General features: G+C 43.7%; 13 protein-coding genes and 1 other annotated feature. Of the genes, 6 read left to right on the top strand and 7 right to left on the bottom strand.

Annotated features, from left to right (window positions below):
- Positions 1–40 precede the first annotated feature (40 nt).
- Positions 41–2,146 carry a PTS transporter subunit IIABC gene (locus tag P8F77_RS06745; RefSeq protein ID WP_024727991.1) on the top strand — a complete coding sequence of 702 codons (2,106 nt, stop codon included), beginning with the start codon at positions 41–43 and terminating at the stop codon, positions 2,144–2,146.
- Positions 2,147–2,213: 67 nt separating this feature from the next.
- On the opposite strand, the gene P8F77_RS06750 is transcribed toward P8F77_RS06745, so the two are convergent.
- From P8F77_RS06750 to P8F77_RS06780, 7 genes are read right to left on the bottom strand one after another with little or no spacing between them, the layout of a single operon-like run.
- Complete coding sequence (locus P8F77_RS06750; protein ID WP_287520037.1) at positions 2,214–3,164, bottom strand: phosphoglycerate dehydrogenase; 951 nt, start codon at positions 3,162–3,164, stop codon at positions 2,214–2,216.
- Between the two features lie 4 nt (positions 3,165–3,168).
- Entirely contained in the window at positions 3,169–3,801 is a 633-nt protein-coding gene (locus P8F77_RS06755; protein ID WP_287520035.1) for a ketohydroxyglutarate aldolase, read from the bottom strand.
- Positions 3,802–3,819: 18 nt separating this feature from the next.
- Entirely contained in the window at positions 3,820–4,584 is a 765-nt protein-coding gene (locus P8F77_RS06760) for a ChbG/HpnK family deacetylase (RefSeq protein ID WP_287520033.1), read from the bottom strand.
- Positions 4,585–4,594: 10 nt separating this feature from the next.
- Positions 4,595–5,419, bottom strand: a complete 825-nt coding sequence (locus P8F77_RS06765; protein WP_024727987.1) for a PTS system mannose/fructose/sorbose family transporter subunit IID — start codon at positions 5,417–5,419, stop codon at positions 4,595–4,597.
- Between the two features lie 12 nt (positions 5,420–5,431).
- Positions 5,432–6,196 carry a PTS sugar transporter subunit IIC gene (locus tag P8F77_RS06770; RefSeq protein WP_006568889.1) on the bottom strand — a complete coding sequence of 255 codons (765 nt, stop codon included), beginning with the start codon at positions 6,194–6,196 and terminating at the stop codon, positions 5,432–5,434.
- A gap of 14 nt (positions 6,197–6,210) precedes the next feature.
- Positions 6,211–6,687 (bottom strand): PTS sugar transporter subunit IIB, encoded by a 477-nt coding sequence (locus P8F77_RS06775; protein WP_287520030.1) that lies wholly within the window; start codon positions 6,685–6,687, stop codon positions 6,211–6,213.
- Positions 6,684–7,097 carry a PTS sugar transporter subunit IIA gene (locus P8F77_RS06780; protein ID WP_006568891.1) on the bottom strand — a complete coding sequence of 138 codons (414 nt, stop codon included), beginning with the start codon at positions 7,095–7,097 and terminating at the stop codon, positions 6,684–6,686. The genes P8F77_RS06775 and P8F77_RS06780 overlap by 4 nt, the downstream gene beginning before the upstream one ends.
- A gap of 261 nt (positions 7,098–7,358) precedes the next feature.
- Between P8F77_RS06780 and P8F77_RS06785 the strand changes: the two genes are divergently transcribed.
- The 5 genes from P8F77_RS06785 to P8F77_RS06805 all read left to right on the top strand — a co-directional run bounded on the left by P8F77_RS06785 (position 7,359) and on the right by P8F77_RS06805 (position 17,204).
- Positions 7,359–9,692, top strand: a complete 2,334-nt coding sequence (locus P8F77_RS06785; RefSeq protein WP_287520027.1) for a hypothetical protein — start codon at positions 7,359–7,361, stop codon at positions 9,690–9,692.
- Between the two features lie 65 nt (positions 9,693–9,757).
- Positions 9,758–9,933: a binding site (T-box leader), on the top strand.
- A gap of 49 nt (positions 9,934–9,982) precedes the next feature.
- Positions 9,983–11,002, top strand: coding sequence for a phenylalanine--tRNA ligase subunit alpha (gene pheS / locus P8F77_RS06790; RefSeq protein WP_024727983.1), 1,020 nt, complete (start codon positions 9,983–9,985; stop codon positions 11,000–11,002).
- Between the two features lie 198 nt (positions 11,003–11,200).
- Positions 11,201–13,621, top strand: coding sequence for a phenylalanine--tRNA ligase subunit beta (gene pheT / locus P8F77_RS06795; RefSeq protein WP_095142879.1), 2,421 nt, complete (start codon positions 11,201–11,203; stop codon positions 13,619–13,621).
- A gap of 162 nt (positions 13,622–13,783) precedes the next feature.
- Complete coding sequence (locus tag P8F77_RS06800; protein WP_287520025.1) at positions 13,784–15,481, top strand: aryl-sulfate sulfotransferase; 1,698 nt, start codon at positions 13,784–13,786, stop codon at positions 15,479–15,481.
- A gap of 97 nt (positions 15,482–15,578) precedes the next feature.
- On the top strand, positions 15,579–17,204 hold the full coding sequence (locus P8F77_RS06805; RefSeq protein ID WP_287520023.1) for an aryl-sulfate sulfotransferase: 1,626 nt from the start codon (positions 15,579–15,581) through the stop codon (positions 17,202–17,204).
- Positions 17,205–17,227 lie beyond the last annotated feature (23 nt).

Below are 17,227 nucleotides of genomic sequence, written 5' to 3' on the forward strand. Positions count from 1 at the left end.
CAGGTATGTCTTTGATATGAGGTATTTTAGGAGGGAAAATGTGAAAGACAAAATATTCGGGGTATTACAGCGTGTGGGACGGTCCTTCATGCTTCCGATCGCAATCCTGCCTGTGGCCGGGCTGCTGCTGGGAATCGGACAATCACTGACAAATGAAACGATGCTCAATGCCTATGGCCTGATGGGGGTTATGGGACCAGATACGATTCCGTACGCAATCTTGAAAGTCTGCGGGGACTGTGGAAATGCTGTGTTTGGGAACCTGCCGCTGATCTTTGCCATTGGGGTAGCCGTGGGTATGGCAAGAGCTGAAAAAGAAGTAGCTGCACTGGCAGGAGCTATCGCGTTCTTTATCATGCACACAGCCATATCGGCTATGATTTCTTTAAACGGAGGAGCAGAAGCCATGCGTGAGGGTGCAACGGCTTCTGTTCTGGGGATTACCTCCCTGCAGATGGGAGTGTTCGGCGGTATTATCGTTGGACTTGGAGTTTCTGCGCTGCATAATAGATTTTATAAAATCAAGCTTCCGGAAGTATTGTCCTTTTTCGGTGGGACAAGATTTGTGCCTGTGATCTGTACGGTCGTATTTGTATTTGTGGGAATCCTGATGTATTTTATCTGGCCTCCCATTCAGGATGCAATGTACGCGGCAGGGGGCATGGTCAGCGCTTCCGGGTATTTCGGTACGTTTATCTACGGGGTCATGGAGCGGGCACTGATCCCGTTCGGCCTGCACCATGTATTTTATCTGCCATTCTGGCAGACTTCGTTAGGAGGTACAATGGAGATCGGCGGAAAGATGGTCGAAGGCGCCCAGAATATCTTTTTTGCCCAGCTGGCCGATCCTGGAACTATCCATTTTGCAGTGTCCGCCACGCGATTTATGACGGGCAAATTTCCGCTGATGATCTTTGGACTGCCGGGTGCCGCATTTGCGATGTACAGGTGTGCAAGGCCGGATAAAAGAAAAGCGGTGGCCGGCCTGCTGGCCTCTGCGGCGCTGACGTCGATGCTCACAGGCATCACGGAACCCCTTGAGTTTACCTTTTTATTTGTGGCGCCTGGATTGTATGCGATCCACTGCGTTTTCGCGGGAGCTGCATATATGCTCATGCATATGCTGAAGATCTGTGTGGGCCTGACATTTTCCGGAGGCATCATTGATATGTTCCTGTTCGGTACCCTACAGGGTCAGTCGAAGACAAACTGGCTCATGTTCATTCCGGTGGGGATTGTATATTTTACAGTATATTATTTTTTATTCAGTTTTCTGATCAGGAAGCTGGATCTGAAGACTCCGGGGCGGGAAAAGGAAGACCAGAATATAAAATTATATACCAGAGCTGATGTGGCTGAGAAACCTTTGGAGGGCAGCCCTGAAATTGACGGGTCTGATATATCGGCTCTGATCGTTGCCGGCCTGGGCGGTAAATCAAATGTGAAAGATGTGGACTGCTGTGTGACGCGTCTTAGGTGTACGATCTCGGATCCTGGCAGGGTAAACGACAGAATCTTGAGAGAAAGCGGCTCCCGGGGCATCGTAAAGAAAGGCGACGGGGTTCAGATCATTTATGGACCGATGGTCACTGTGATAAAGTCCAATCTGGAAGATTATCTGGCAAGCAGCTTGTCTGACAGAGCGGCGGAAGCACCGAGAGTCCCTGTGGCAGAAGAGGTGCCGGAGGTGGCAGTGGAAACTGTCTGTATGCCGATCAATGGAGAAGTAGTAGAACTGGATGAAGTGGAAGATGAGGTCTTTGCAGAAGCGATGCTCGGGCAGGGATTTGCCGTAAGACCTTCTGACGGAAACCTGATTTCGCCTGTAGACGGCACGGTCACTGCGGTGTTTAATACAAAGCACGCCATCTGCATCACGTCCGGCGGCGGTGCTGAGGTCCTGGTCCATATGGGAATTGATACGGTGAAACTTGCCGGGAAATATCATCATGTGAAGGTAGAGCCAGGCATGAGAGTGAGAAAAGGGGACCGGATCGCTGAGTTTGATCTTGAAGAGATCAAACAGGAGGGTTACTTTGTCACAACACCGGTGGTGGTGAGCAACAGTGAAGAGTATACAAGCATCACCATAGAAAATACCGGGCACCTGGAAGCCGGAACAAAAGTGCTGACATTAAAAAAATAGAAATAGAACTTATATGTAAAAAAGATCTTTCTGCAAATGTCTGCAGGAAGATCTTTTTTCTGGAGAATTATTTACTTTGATCCTGTAAAAGCTGGATCATCGTATCAGTTGCTGCATTCACAGTATTGATTTCAGACTCTACTGAACGGGATGCGATGTGGGCTGTCTGGATAAAGTGATCCATCTTGAGCAGCTCATCAATCCAAGGTTCCCTCTGGGGAGGTTCTGAGGTGAAGACGTCGGATGCACAGGCGTAGATCTCCTTGCTTTTTAATGCTTCGTAAAGTGCATATTCGTTTACAATTCCGCCCCGGGCTGCATTTACTAAAACAGCCGTGTCCTTCATCATTTTAAATTCTTTGGTTGAGATCATGTCCTTTGTATCTTTTGTAAGCGGCACGTGAATAGAGATAAAATCACATTCCTTCAGGATTTGTTCCACAGATGTTTGTTTTGCGTTGTATTCAGCCAGTACATCTTGGGCAGCGTCAAACATATCATAGATCAGAACTTCCATTCCGATCCCATTTGCTATTCTTGCAACATGTTTTCCGATATTACCAAACCCGATAATACCAATTTTCTTATGAAAGAGTTCCAGTCCTGTTGGTTTGTTCCAACCGTGACTTTTGACATTTATAGCATTACTCACAATATGCCTTGCAGCCGCAAACATCATTCCGATGGTGAGTTCTGCGACTGCATTGGAATTCGTTCCAATACAGCGGCCGACTTTAATCCCTAGTTCTTCACAGACAGAAAGATCAATATTATCGGTCCCAACCCCGAATTTCACAATGGCTTTCAGGTGCCTGCATTCCCGGAGGAGTTCTTCATTCAGTTCGTCAACACCCGCGATGATCCCGGACGCCCGCTTTGCTTTTTCTGCAAACACGTCTTTTGGAAGTGGTCTGCCTGTATGATTGACGTCCATTTCATAGCCAAGTGCTTCTAAACGTTTTCCTGCTTTACTGCCGTATTTTGCATACCCTCTCGGTGTTACTAGAATCGTTTTCATAGGCTCATCCTTTTCTTACGTCTGTTACAATATCACGCAGCTTTTTTGCGTTTGCCGCAATTTCCTCTGTGGAACCTTTGGTAAGTAATCCGCCCAGGCCAACGCAGTCAGCTCCGTTTTCAAACCACTCTGCAAGGTTGTCGAAGTCAGCTCCGCCCGACGCCATGACCGGCACCTGGGGGCATGGCACTTTTACCACTTTAGCTAAGCTGGGGCCGTAGTAATTGGAGATTGGAAATGCCTTTATAAAGGATGCGCCTGCCTTTAGTGCCGTCAACATTTCAGTATAAGAAGTACATCCCGGCGCATATGGAATCTGGTATAAGTTGCAAATTTGCGCGACACCTTCGTCATAACAAGGGGCAATGATAAATTGTGCCCCGCTCATAATTGCAAGGCGGGCCGTTGTTCCGTCCAGGACGGTGCCCGCGCCGACCAGCAGATTCTCCTTATATTTCTTTTTTAAAGCAGAGATCACTTCTCCGGCGTTGTTGTTGGTATAGCTGATTTCAAGAACGTTGACTCCGCCATCCAGGCATCCCTGGGCGATCTCATAACCACGTTCCACGGTTTCCACCCGGACGATTGCCATTAAGCCGGTTTTTTTGATTCCTAAAATAATTTCTTCCTTTTTCATTCTTATCTCTTCTTTCTTTTATAAGTCTCTGGATGTAATAAATTTCATTTTGTCTAATTTGGCCTTTTTGAAACTATCTTCAAGATGCGTACCGCCTGTGTAGTTATCAATAAAATATCCCTCAACTAAGACAGGATGAACGTATACCTCTGCCTTCTTTGCCTTCATAAGCTGAGGATTCCGGCTTTTGCGGTTTTTATCAAAGGTGGCCACACTGCTGGAATAATCTGCATGACGAAGATGCAGCTGATCCATTTTTTTCTTCCACTGGGCGCCGTAGAAATGCCGCCATTTACGCCCGTTAAAAAAACTGTTTCCAATGTAACGGACAGATTCAAATTTATATTTTTTTAACAAGGGCATCAATCCGTAAAGAACCGGAATATCATAAAATGCACAGTGGTGGGAGTCGATATTCATCAGAGAAAAACCTCCGCTTAGATACTTTTGGATCTGTGCTTCTAATTCCTCTGCGATGACATCTGCATAGATTGGAGTCACTCTGTGAAGAAAGTATGGATGATAATCAAACAGATCTGATCTGGCATATTGTTTCAGTTTCTTGATCCCGGAGGTTAACGGGGTCCCATCGAACAGATTGATATGTAAGCCGACCTTGTGCTTAAAGTTATTTTTTTCTGCCAGGGACACTGCCTCATCAAAATAATTCGTGTTGGTCACCACAGAAGCCTGGGAGCAGAAACCTTCATCGAAGGCTTTTGCGATTCCCAGATTTGCTTCATGAGTCAATCCAAAATCGTCAGCATTTAGTATAATCTTCATGGTTTATCCTCTAAAAGAATCCGATCAGTGTTCCCACTGTGCCAATTAGGATCAGCACCAGCAATATGATGTTGACATTGACTTTTTTTCTCAACATAAATACAGTTAATAGGGTGATTCCCAACGGCAGGATACCTTTTAAGATACTGTCAAATACTGCAGTCTGCACGTCCAGTGTACCTGTGCTTAAATTTAACTTTAATCCGCAGGACACAGTTACATAAGATGCCACCAGTCCTCCCAGTACCGTTGCCCCAACGATGGTTGCTTTTTCGGTTACTTTGTTTAATAAACCGCTTCCGATGATCTTTCCGATTCCTTCGCGTCCCATATAGTAACCTTTGGTATAGGATAAGTAACCAAGGCCGAATAACACAACGCCAATGATTATTAGGTAGATGATCGGTCCTAAGAAGTTTCCGGCCTTTGCCATTCCAAGGATAATACCCAATGCTATGGGGGATAACGTTCCCTGCCAGATTGTGTCGCCGATGCCTGCCAGAGGTCCCATCAAACCTGTTTTGATGCTTGAAATCATTTCTTCGTCTACATCTTCACCGTTTGCTTTTTGCTCTTCTAAGGCAAGAGTAATCCCTAAGATACAGCCTCCTACATTAGGTTCTGTATTAAAGAACTCCATGTGCCGTTTGCATGCGTCTTTTAATTCCTGTGTCTCTTTTCCGTATAATTTTTCCAGGCTCGGCGCCAGGGTATGCAGCACCCCGGAGGCCTGCATTCGTTCATAGTTGTAGGTTGAATGGCTGAAGAATGTCCAGATCAGATAGGACTTGATGATATCTTTTTTACTTAATCTCTTTTTTTCTATGGTTTCCATGTTGATTCCTCCCTAACTTAAAGCTGAACTTTCGCTGTTCTGTAAAAGTGCTATAATCACTGCTAAAATACCGATGACCACCAATGGCAGGTTGATATAAATAGATAAAATAAAACCTAACAGCAGATATAAGTATGCTTTTGCCCCAGCGTTAGATAAGATGGCTTTAAAATTCATTGCAATACCAAGGGCAGGAAGAATTGTCCCGATCGTAGTCAATACATCAATCACGGGTGTTCCCTTTAATGCCTGCAGCATGCTTGTAATAACACCTGACCCACTGTATACGGCAATTGCCACCGGAATGGTATAAATGATGCACTTAAAAATCTGGGAAGGAACGATGTTATAGAAAATGATTTTCTTTACATCTCCTGTCTCCGCGATTTTATCGGTTCTATGGACAATGAAAATATCCCCTGTCATATAAATCATCCATAATAAGTTGCCCAGTAAGGAAATCGGTACTGCAAGTGTTACTGCGACTCCTGTGGACGCATTTGAAATGATTGCCAGTGCTGTTCCAACAGTTCCCGCCAGGCCCTCATCCATGGTCTGGGCGCCGCCTGCCGTAATCTGTGCAAGATAGGTTACATTGATCGCCGCACCGACCATACAGCCTTTGACAGGATCGCCTAAGATAAGACCAACCAGGATCCCGGATATTAAAGGCCTTCTCAACGCCCAGCTCATGTTAACAGTAAGCCATGGTGTCCCATTTGCTCCCAAATAGTAGACCAGGCCAATCAAAACTGCCTGTAAAATTGAAATATGCATGTTTCTCCCTCCGATTAAAGTATTTTATTTATCTCTACAGTTTCCATATTTGGCACGACCTGAATATAGACATGTACATGCTGTGCTGACAATTGCTTCAACATATCTCTTTCTTTATCACTTGCTGAAATATTTTTATATAATTTTTTTCGTTCTTGAGTAGAACCCATTCCGCCTAAATTGATTTCTTTTACTTGGACACCTTTTTCAAGCAAATCCAGAAAAACCTTGGGTCCCTTTGCTAAAATAATAATGTTTTTATCCTCATCTTTTATCTTTTCTAAATACTCTGCGGCGTCGTCAATGGTCATTGCCTGAGCGTTTAGGTGCTTTGGTACTGCACCTGTAATGACTGCGCTTAAAAATGGATCCTTTGCGACTTTGTCGTCGACGATCACAATTTCATTCCCTCCCACATGCTGGACCCATGCTGTCATGACTTGGCCGTGAATCAAACGGTCATCAATCCGTGATAATACTATTTTGCTCATAATGTCCCTCCTCTCTCCATATTTAATGATAATTTGGCAATTCCCTGTTTTCCGGTCTCAACAAGATAATCTGCCAGCTCATCCAGTTTCATATCGTTTCTTTTCAAAGCTGCTTCCACCAGCATAGATAAATTAATTCCCGACACACAGATAACATGTTTGTCCCTGTTATGATGAATCGCCTGGGCTGCGGCATTGTATGGGCTGGCCCCTAATAAGTCTGTCATGAATAAGATATCGTGATCTGTGTCCGCGGCGAAAGAATCGACCCTTTTGATAAAAGTATCAATACTATCCTCATGCCGCAATCCAAGAAACCATATATTTTCCTGCTTCCCTATCATAAGTTCCAATGCATCGATCATACCTTCTGCAAGTCCCCCGTGTGTCGCCACTATAATGTCTGTCATCTACATCCTCCTTTATCCGTTAAATGGTAATTCGTTCTGTATGCGCTTACATCACTTGGGCATATCCTAACCCACAATCTTTATATACGCAAATTTTTTATATACACACTTGATTTACACTCTATTTGAGTTTTTTACTGTGGATTTTGCATAAATTTTAAGTTTCGTGTATGATAAGTGTATATTAATTACGTCTGATTTAATTTGTGTGTGTTATAGAAACACCGTAATCAGCACCAAATATACGCAGGAGATATGGCCATGTCTACGAATAAAGAGAAGATTTTATCCTATTTAAAAGAAGAAACCTTGCAATGCATCAATCATCATAATTTTACCTTTGAAAAATGCAATGCGCTTATCCTGTCGATGGAGTTATATATTGACAGGACAAATGTGTCACGTATCCTAAATGATCTGCACAAAGAAGGAAAATTAATCAAGAAGGCAGGACGCCCCACCACTTTTATTTCAAGAGAGATCATCCGGAACTCTTTTCCTTTTGTATCCATCCCTGATACATTGAATAAAAATGAAACCATTTCAGACTTCATCCGATATGACGTACCTGCAAAAGAACAGACCATCGTCCAGTCGTTTTCTATGGTCGGAAGTCAGCAAAATGGGTCCTTATATGAAGCTGTAACCAGAATCCTGCCTGTGTTTTATCTCCCTAAATATTTCTTTAAGATCTTTTTTATGCAGGGGGAAGTTGGGACGGGGAAGAAGTTTTTCTTAGAAGAAATGTTAAACCGTGCAAAAACGTTGGGATTGGCTGCCCGGGAATCATCGGTTTATTATATTGAATTCAGCGATATCTACGTCAATCTAAGGCAGAGCATAGAGATGATGGAAAAGGATCATAATATTTTTATCCTGGCAATCGAGTTTGTTCAAAAAAACGTAGACTTTGAAATCTTAAGCGGTTTTGTACATTCTCTTGAGATTCAATATAAAAATAAAAAAGACGCGCCGATGATCGCCTTTATTGGGGCATCAGAATTACAGTCGGACTTGCTTCATTCCATCAGTCCTGTCATCCTGAACTTTCCTTCCGCAAAAGACCGGCCGCAAACAGAGTTGATTTCGATTCTATTGAGTATGATCCAAAAAGAGAGCAACCGTTTAGATAAAACAATGTTGGTATCTTCCCAGTTCATTCAGCTGGTTTTACATAAGTGCAGCAACCTGCATCAATTAGAAAATGAGATTTTATATACAATTTCAAGGATTCTCTATACATCAAGTACTGCAGGCAAAAACAATGAACTTATGTTAGATGCATCGGTCCTGCTTGATAATGAAAGGGATGATTTTATAAAATCCATTCCTGAACTAAAGGCAGAGATCCCTGACAAGATACAGATCAGACCAAACGGAGAAATTGATTTTAATAAATTGTTTCTTAACTCCCGTGAGCCTTTGGCTGAAACAAAAAATATAGTTTCAGATTATTTTACAAAGCAGCTGCTGATCTGTTCCAGGGTGACTGGCGTTGTATCTGAGAACAGTTATTCCGGCGATAGGCTTATTTCGGGCATCACAAAGGCATTCAATAAAAGTGTATTCTGCCAGGACCCATTTTTAAAAGAAAAAGTGGAACATATGATCCTATCTGTATTCCGGAAAGATAAAAGTCTGGATATTGTGAAGGAAACCTCTTCTATGGATATTCAAACACCGCAGATGAAATCACTGTTCAACAATCTGCTTCAATTAGCACAGACAAACCACTGCAAACTGTCAAAAACCCAAGAAAAGATGATTCAATCTATACTGACATATGCCCACTTCATCATGAGTGATATCCATATACCTGTGATTATTACCTCCAAATATCATTTGCTGGCAAGCAATTACGCAAATATCTTCAATTTATTTTTTGACCGGAGAATCATACATACCTTTCCTGCTGTTTTATCCGGAAAAAGAAATGAGACACGAACGAACCTTGAGAACTTATATGAATTTGCGGTCAGTATTAATCGGGGGCAGGGGGTCCTGATCTTATCAGACGCAGATATGAAACAAACCATTACCAATTACTTTTTTCCTAAGACGAAGGTATTGTCTTATAATGTCCAGTTTCATTCCTTTATTCTGGTGAAAGAGATTTTAAAGCTGTCTGTGAAGAAAAATGCCAGCATTATTTCCATCATCCCAAACCTGTTAATAAGCCAGAATGATGAGATGAAGATATTAAAAGACAACCAGCTAAAGAGTTATACTTTAAGATCCGCGGATAAACATCTCTTGTTTGCGTCCAAGCTTACCCCCGGAATCAATACGTTTACAACGAATGAACTGTTTTTCCGTGCTCTGAGAGCAATTGCAAAGAAGCTTGATATTAAGTTAAATAACAGCCTGATCTTAGAATTCCTTTTTCATGCAAATTGTATCTTATTTCAGAAGAAACATGATTTTGATTTTTCTAAAAATGTCATGGATCACATGGATATTGATTATGCTGTCTTAGAGGTCATCCAGCAGAAGATACAGGAGCTGTCCTCGCCTGATTTTCACGTATCTGCATTTACCATGAAGGATTATCAGATTTTGTATGAGGCTGTTTTCCACAGTGCGCTGCAGGGCTGATGGGAGAGATAAAGAATCGGTTTTCCGTCTTGACATTCCGCTTTTGTGTGATAAAATAAGGAATGATAAAGACAGAGAAGGTGCACAGTAAGGAAGTCTTTCCCGAATTTCACACCGGAGTCGTATCCCTGAAAGAACAGTAGGGGATAACGTTATCTGCACGTTACGCAGGATACTAAGAGCCAGGTTGTTTTTGTACCTGGAATTAGGGTGGTACCGCGAGATGATTCCCGTCCCTTATATATAAGGGATGGGATTTTTTTATTTCCATAAAACAAGGAGAAGTGATTATGAAGGAGAAACTTGAGGCGATTAAAAAAGAAGCCTTGGAGAAGATCAACACAGCAGATGCCATGGACGCTCTGAATGATATCAGGGTAGCGGTTCTAGGCAAAAAGGGAGAATTGACCCAGGTATTAAAGGGCATGAAGGATGTTGCCAAAGAAGAACGTCCTATCGTAGGACAAATGGTCAACGATACACGTGCCGTCATCGAACAGGCACTGGAGCAGGAAATGTCTGTTCTTAAGAAAAAGATCATGGAAGAAAAGCTCAAAAAGGAAGTCATTGACGTAACGCTTCCGGGAAAGGTGCATGAAAAGGGCCACCGCCATCCGAACCAGATTGCCCTGGAAGACCTGGAGAGGGTATTTATCGGAATGGGCTATGAGGTTGTGGAAGGCCCCGAGGTGGAATACGATAAGTATAACTTTGAGATGCTTAATATCCCGGAGAATCATCCGGCGAAGGATGAACAGGATACCTTCTTTATCTCAAAAGATATCTTATTGAGAACACAGACATCACCGGTACAGGCCCGTGTGATGGAGACTGGTAAAATGCCAATCCGTATGATTGCGCCTGGAAGGGTATTCCGCTCAGACGAAGTGGATGCTACCCACTCTCCGTCCTTCCATCAGGTAGAAGGACTGGTCGTGGACAAAGGAATCACTTTTGCGGATCTGAAAGGGACACTTGAACAGTTTGCCACTGAATTTTTCGGACCGGAGACAAAAGTCAAATTCCGCCCTCATCATTTCCCATTCACAGAGCCAAGCGCGGAGGTGGATATCACCTGCTTTAAGTGTGGAGGAAAGGGCTGCCGTATGTGCAAAGGAAGCGGCTGGATCGAGATCTTAGGCTGTGGTATGGTGCATCCAAATGTGCTCAGGGCATGCGGGATCGACCCAGAGATTTACTCAGGTTTTGCCTTTGGAATCGGTCTGGAACGTGTGGCGCTCCTGAAATATGAGATTGATGATATGCGCCTGCTTTATGAAAACGACAAGAGGTTTTTAAGCCAGTTCTAAAGCGGCAATTTCCGTTCGGCTCTTAGAATGCTTCACTCCAATCATGTAGAAAATGGACGTAATGTCTTCTGGAGAAGGGCCTCTGTCAAAAAAATGTGCTGCTTTTCGATAGTTATTTACCACTATTGGAGGAGCGCATTTCAAAAGCGTGACGGAAATAGTGGTAAATAACTTATAATGATTGAAGGAGAATAGAGAATGAATACACCAATTTCATGGATCAAGGCATATGTGCCGGATCTTGACTGTACGATTCAGGAGTATGTGGACAAGATGACACTTTCCGGATCAAATGTGGAATGTTATGAGGAATTAGATAAAAACCTGGAAAAGATCGTGGTAGGAAAAATTCTTTCCATTGAAAAGCATCCGGATGCAGACAAGCTGATCGTCTGCCAGGTGGATGTGGGAACAGAGACCATCCAGATCGTCACAGGTGCCAGCAATGTATCAGAGGGTGATCTGGTCCCAGTGGTTTTAGTGGGAGGAAGAGTGGCCGGAGGCCACGATGGAAGCCCGAACCCTGAAAATGGCATCAAGATCAAAAAAGGAAAATTAAGAGGTGTGGCATCTTTCGGTATGATGTGTTCAGTGGAAGAACTGGGAACAACCAAAGATATGTATCCGGAGGCACCGGAAGACGGCATTTATATATTTAAGAAGGATGTAAAACCGGGAGATGATGCTGTGGAGGCCATGGGTCTTCGTGACCAGGTAGTGGAATTTGAGATCACCTCAAACCGTGTGGACTGCTTCAGTATGATCGGCATGGCAAGAGAGGTGGCAGCTACATTTCACAAAGAGTTCCATCCGCCGGTAGTAAAAGAGACAGGCAACGATGAGGACGTCAATGACTATATCAAAGTGACCGTAAACGATACAGATCTTTGTCCAAGATATACAGCCAGAGTCGTAAAGAATATCAAGCTTGCACCGTCTCCGGAATGGATGCAGAGAAGGCTTGCGGCCATGGGTATCCGTCCGATCAACAATCTGGTGGACATCACGAACTATGTGATGGAAGAGTATGGACAGCCTATGCATGCCTACGACTTAGATACCATAGCGGGAAATGAGATCATTGTGCGCAGGGCCAAGGACGGTGACAAGTTTACTACCCTGGACGGTGAGGAGAGAAATCTGGACAGCGATGTACTCATGATCTGCGACGGGGAAAAGGAAGTCGGACTTGCCGGAATCATGGGAGGCGAGAATTCCATGGTAACGGATGATATCAAGACATTATTATTTGAAGCTGCTTGCTTTAATGGCACCAATATCCGTCTTTCCTCCAAGAGAATCGGGCTTAGGACGGACGCTTCCAGCAAGTTTGAAAAAGGGCTTGATCCGGAAAATGCCATGGCTGCTATGGACCGTGCATGCCAGCTGATCGAAGAACTGGGAGCAGGAGAAGTGATCGGTGGAGCCGTGGACGTATATCCAAACCCAAAACAGCCGGTGTCTCTTCCATTGGAGACGGACAAAATCAATGCCCTTCTTGGCACAAAGATCTCCATGGAAGATATGATCGAGTACTTCAGACGGATTGACGTGAAATATGATGTGGATACCAACAAACTGCTGATTCCGTCTTTCCGCCAGGATTTAAACTGCATGGCGGATCTGGCAGAGGAAGTGGCAAGATTCTACGGATATGATAACATTCCGGTCACTCTTCCGAGAGGAGAGGCCACCGCGGGTAAAAAGCCGTTTAAAATCCGTGTGGAGGATATTGCACGCGACTCTGTAGAGAAAAACGGATTCAGCGGCGGTATGTGCTATTCTTTTGAAAGTCCAAAAGTTTTTGATCTGCTTCTGCTGCCGGAAGACGCTGGGGAGAGGAAAGCCATTAAGATTTCCAATCCGCTGGGAGAGGATTTCAGCATCATGCGTACAGTTTCATTAAACGGTATGATGACATCTTTGGCTAACAATTACAGCCACAGAAATCAAAATGTGCGCCTGTATGAGTTTGGGAATATCTATCTTCCGAAGGAACTGCCGCTCACTGAGCTTCCGGAGGAACGGATGCAGCTTACACTAGGAATGTACGGAGACTGTGACTTCTTTACACTGAAAGGGGCACTGGAGGATTTGTTTGGAGATCTGGGACTTGGCGGACAGGCTGAATATGTTCCGGTCAAAGACCATCCATTTATGCATCCGGGACGCCAGGCCGATGTGCTGATCGGCGGGGAAAGAGCAGCATATATCGGACAGATGCATCCTCAGGCTGTTGAAAATTATGATATGAAGGGGGAAGTCTATGTGGCAGTCATCGATATGCCGGTGATTTGTGAGAAGGCGACCTTTGACCGCAAATATACAGGCGTGGCCAAGTTCCCGGCTATGAAGAGGGATCTCAGCATGGTTGTGAGAAAAGAAATCTTTGTAGGACAGATTGAGAAGATTTTCAGGGAGAAAGGCGGAAAGCTTCTGGAAGGCTTTGAACTGTTTGACGTCTATGAGGGCGACCAGATTGACAAGGGATATAAATCTGTGGCATATTCGCTGACCTTCCGTGCCCAGGACAGAACACTGGAGGAAGCGGAGGTCAACAAGATTGTCGATAAGATTCTGGATGAATTAAAAACATTGGGAATTGAGCTTAGGGCATAAGTAAGTAATTAGGGGAAAAAATAAGAGGAGCAGAGGAAGTGCGATTACTGCAGTTTTTCTGCTCTTCTTTGCATTTACATTAAGAATATTACAAAATAGTTACATTTATTGTGAAAATATGATATAATACCGTTGAAAATGTCACAGGAGGATAAGAAAGAAATGAGCTATTTGAAAGGAATGATTGAAGAAATGCAGGAATCAGAGACTAAAAAAAAGAAAAAGAAAAACATCATCATATCCATTCTGGCGATTCTGATTCTTATGGCAGCGGGTTTCTTCGGATACCGTATCTACGCAGATTATAAGGAGGAACAATTTTTAAAGGGTGTAAAATTAAGAGAGATCAAGGTTACGCCAAAGGTATTGGAACACAAGGAAAAAGATGTGTTTACAGAAGCTTATCAACAAGAATCACAGGAACAGATTGATCAACAAAAGAAGAAAAATTATACCATCCAAAAACCTTTGGTGGTCCAGAATGCTTATGGGACCAACACTACAGCTCTATATTATTATGGAAAGACGGACCGCGCATCTTATGCCGTGTGCACCGTGGAGGCTCCCGATGCAGGGGCTGCCGTGTACAAGCATACTTTGAAAGCTAAAAAGAAATACAGCACAACCCATGAGTACCAGATCGTGGGACTTTCAGCGGGCACAAGAAATAAGGTGACCATGGAATTTTTTAATGAGGACAAAAGAGCCATTGAAAAGCAATATTTTTATGTGGATATCCCGGAAGATGATGTGATACCCAGAATTCTGAAAAAGACCAGGGGAAGTTCTGCACAAAAGATGGAGGACGGCCTGTTTGCGCTGCTCGGGCATGACAAGGCGCAAGACGCCAATATTTATCTCTATGACAACAATGGAGTGAACCGGGGCCGGATGCCTTTGAATAAATATCGTACAGACCGTCTGCTCTTTGTCGGAGATGACATGGCATATTCCTATGATTTTAACAAGATCGCCATGGTGAATCGGCTGGGCAAGGTCACAAAAACCTATGATCTGGGTGAAAGATATGAATTTCATCATGACTTTCTGTACGCGAAAAAGCAGAATAAATTCATCTGTCTGGTAAACGACAAGGAACAGGATACGATCGAGGATGTTGTAGTGTCCGTAGATGTAAGGACAGGAGAGGTAAAAGAGCTGATCGACTTTGAGGATTACTTTAAGACCATGAGGAATCTGGCCTACCGTCCGAAGAAAAATACTTACGGCGGAACAGGCCTGGACTGGATCCACTTAAACTCCATGAATATGATCGACGACGACAGCATGATATTCAGCAGCAGAGAGCAGAGCACACTCATTAAGATGAAAAATGTGTTTGAGAAACCGGAAGTAGATTATCTGATCCATGGAGGTACGGTCTACAATGGAACGGACTACCAGAAATACATGCTGAAAAAAGAAGGTAGCTTTGTGGGACAGGCAGGGCAGCATACCATTTCAGTGGAGCATGATAAATCTCTTCCAAAAGGACAGTATTACCTGTATATGTTCAATAACAACTATGGTTATTCCGCAACGATCAAAAGCTTTGACTGGAGTATGTTTCCGGGGACCGGAACAATGAAGGAAGGGGAAAAGTCTATGTACTACAAGTATCTTGTGGACGAAAACAAAAGAACGTATAAGCTGGTGCAGTCCTTTGCGATCCCTTACTCCCCAATCGTCAGCAGCGTGGAACACATGAAGAACAACATTTCTTTCGGAAGCGGAACAAGCAAAACCTTTGGGGAATATGACAAGGACGGAAAGCTGATCTATTCCTTTGGCTACGATGCGGATAAGTATTCCTACAGAGTGATGAAGTATAATTTTGAAGGATATTTATTCCGGGACTAAACTAAGACATACACAAAATTATCACAAAACCATCAAAGTTTAACAAAATATTTCTGGTATTCTATTCCTGTCAGATCAAAGGAAAGGAAGGAGTATCATGAAGAAAAAGCATTATATTATTCTATTAGGACTCATTATAGCAGCAGGTTTCGCGTTCAGCCGGAACCTGCTGCCTCTTGTTTGGGCAGAACCTGCGCCTGAACAGATAAGCAGCAAGGTGAAAACTGTCAAACATAAAGAAACTAATATTTATACAAAGGCTTATCAGAAGGAGACAGACCAGCAGCTGGCCAAGTGGAAAACAAAACAGAAGTATACCGTTAAGGATCCGCTCCTCGTTATGAATCCGTACGGCACCAATACGGGAGCCCTATATTTTTACGGGACTTCATCCAAAGAAGTCACGGTAAAGTGTACGGTCTGGGCCGAGGGGAAAGATGACTATTCGTATACCCTGAAGAATAACAGCGGCAAGAAAGATGAGCAGGAGTTCTTGATCACAGGGCTTGTGCCGGGCAAGACGAATCAAGTGGTGCTTACTTTTTATGACAAGGATCAAAATATTTATTACAAGGAAGCTTTCCAGGTGACAACAGCCGCGGATTCAGAGGTCCCGGCGATTTCCAGCTTAAAGAGCGGAAGCGGTACCACGAAGCTGTCCAGAGGACTGTTTGCTATGCTGGGACATGATAAGACCGACAACGCCAATATTTATCTTTACGACAACAGCGGCACCAGCAGAGGAAAGATTCCTCTGAATTCCTACCGGTCAGACCGCCTTTTGTTCATCGACGGACAGATGGCCTATTCCTATGAGGAGGACAAAATCGCGCTTGTCAACGGACTGGGCAAGGTGACGAAGACTTACTCTATCGACGGATACGAGTTACACCACGATTTTGCCTATGACGAGGAAAGTCAAAAGATCCTCTGCCTGGTTAATGACAAGAATAAGGATACCATAGAAGATGTGTTGATCGCGCTGGATGTAAAAACTGGGAAGGTGGAGAAACTTATCGATTTTGAAGACTATTTTAAGGAGATCAGAAAGACGGCGAAGCAAAGGGAAGGTGGAAAAAACACATATGGGGGGACGGAGCTTGACTGGCTTCATCTGAATTCTTTTGACCTGCTGGAGGACGGAAGCCTTGTATTAAGCAGCAGGGAACAGAGCACGGTGATCAAGATGAAGAATATTTATAAAAGTCCATCCATCGATTATCTAATCCACGGGGGCAGCCTCTATGAAGGTACAGGGCTAAAAAAATACCAGTTGAAAAAGAGCGGCACATTTGTGGCCCAGGCCGGACAGCACACGATTACTTATGAAAAGGATGATTCCCTGGCAGATGGACAGTATTACCTCTATATGTTTAACAACAATTACGCAAGCTCCTCCGCTTACACAAGTTTTGACTGGAGTCTGTATCCAGGGACTGGAGACTTTGAATCCGGCACAAAGTCTATGTACTATAAGTACCTGGTCGATGAGAGCAAAGGAACCTACAAGCTTGTCAGCTCCTTTACACTGCCTTATTCCAGCATTGTGAGCAGTGTCCAACATTATCACGGAAACATTACCTACAGCAGCGGCATGGATAAATCCTACGGTGAATACGACAGCAAAGGGAATCTGATCGGGAAATTTACCTATGACGCGGATAAATATGCCTACCGTGTATTAAAATATGACTTTAAGAATTATTGGTACAGCCAGGATTAAGAACTTTCAGAACAGAACAAAAC

The sequence above is a fragment of the Anaerostipes sp. PC18 genome, from assembly GCF_039789045.1.
Taxonomy (GTDB): domain Bacteria; phylum Bacillota; class Clostridia; order Lachnospirales; family Lachnospiraceae; genus Anaerostipes; species Anaerostipes hominis.

What these genes read in the sequence shown, in the direction of transcription:
- P8F77_RS06750 (WP_287520037.1), bottom strand. Translation starts at nt 3,164, where the DNA reads ATGAAAACGATTCTAGTAACACCGAGAGGGTATGCAAAATACGGCAGT.
- P8F77_RS06755 (WP_287520035.1), bottom strand. Translation starts at nt 3,801, where the DNA reads ATGAAAAAGGAAGAAATTATTTTAGGAATCAAAAAAACCGGCTTAATG.
- P8F77_RS06760 (WP_287520033.1), bottom strand. Translation starts at nt 4,584, where the DNA reads ATGAAGATTATACTAAATGCTGACGATTTTGGATTGACTCATGAAGCA.
- P8F77_RS06765 (WP_024727987.1), bottom strand. Translation starts at nt 5,419, where the DNA reads ATGGAAACCATAGAAAAAAAGAGATTAAGTAAAAAAGATATCATCAAG.
- P8F77_RS06770 (WP_006568889.1), bottom strand. Translation starts at nt 6,196, where the DNA reads ATGCATATTTCAATTTTACAGGCAGTTTTGATTGGCCTGGTCTACTAT.
- P8F77_RS06775 (WP_287520030.1), bottom strand. Translation starts at nt 6,687, where the DNA reads ATGAGCAAAATAGTATTATCACGGATTGATGACCGTTTGATTCACGGC.
- P8F77_RS06780 (WP_006568891.1), bottom strand. Translation starts at nt 7,097, where the DNA reads ATGACAGACATTATAGTGGCGACACACGGGGGACTTGCAGAAGGTATG.
- P8F77_RS06785 (WP_287520027.1), top strand. Translation starts at nt 7,359, where the DNA reads ATGTCTACGAATAAAGAGAAGATTTTATCCTATTTAAAAGAAGAAACC.
- pheS (WP_024727983.1), top strand. Translation starts at nt 9,983, where the DNA reads ATGAAGGAGAAACTTGAGGCGATTAAAAAAGAAGCCTTGGAGAAGATC.
- pheT (WP_095142879.1), top strand. Translation starts at nt 11,201, where the DNA reads ATGAATACACCAATTTCATGGATCAAGGCATATGTGCCGGATCTTGAC.
- P8F77_RS06800 (WP_287520025.1), top strand. Translation starts at nt 13,784, where the DNA reads ATGAGCTATTTGAAAGGAATGATTGAAGAAATGCAGGAATCAGAGACT.
- P8F77_RS06805 (WP_287520023.1), top strand. Translation starts at nt 15,579, where the DNA reads ATGAAGAAAAAGCATTATATTATTCTATTAGGACTCATTATAGCAGCA.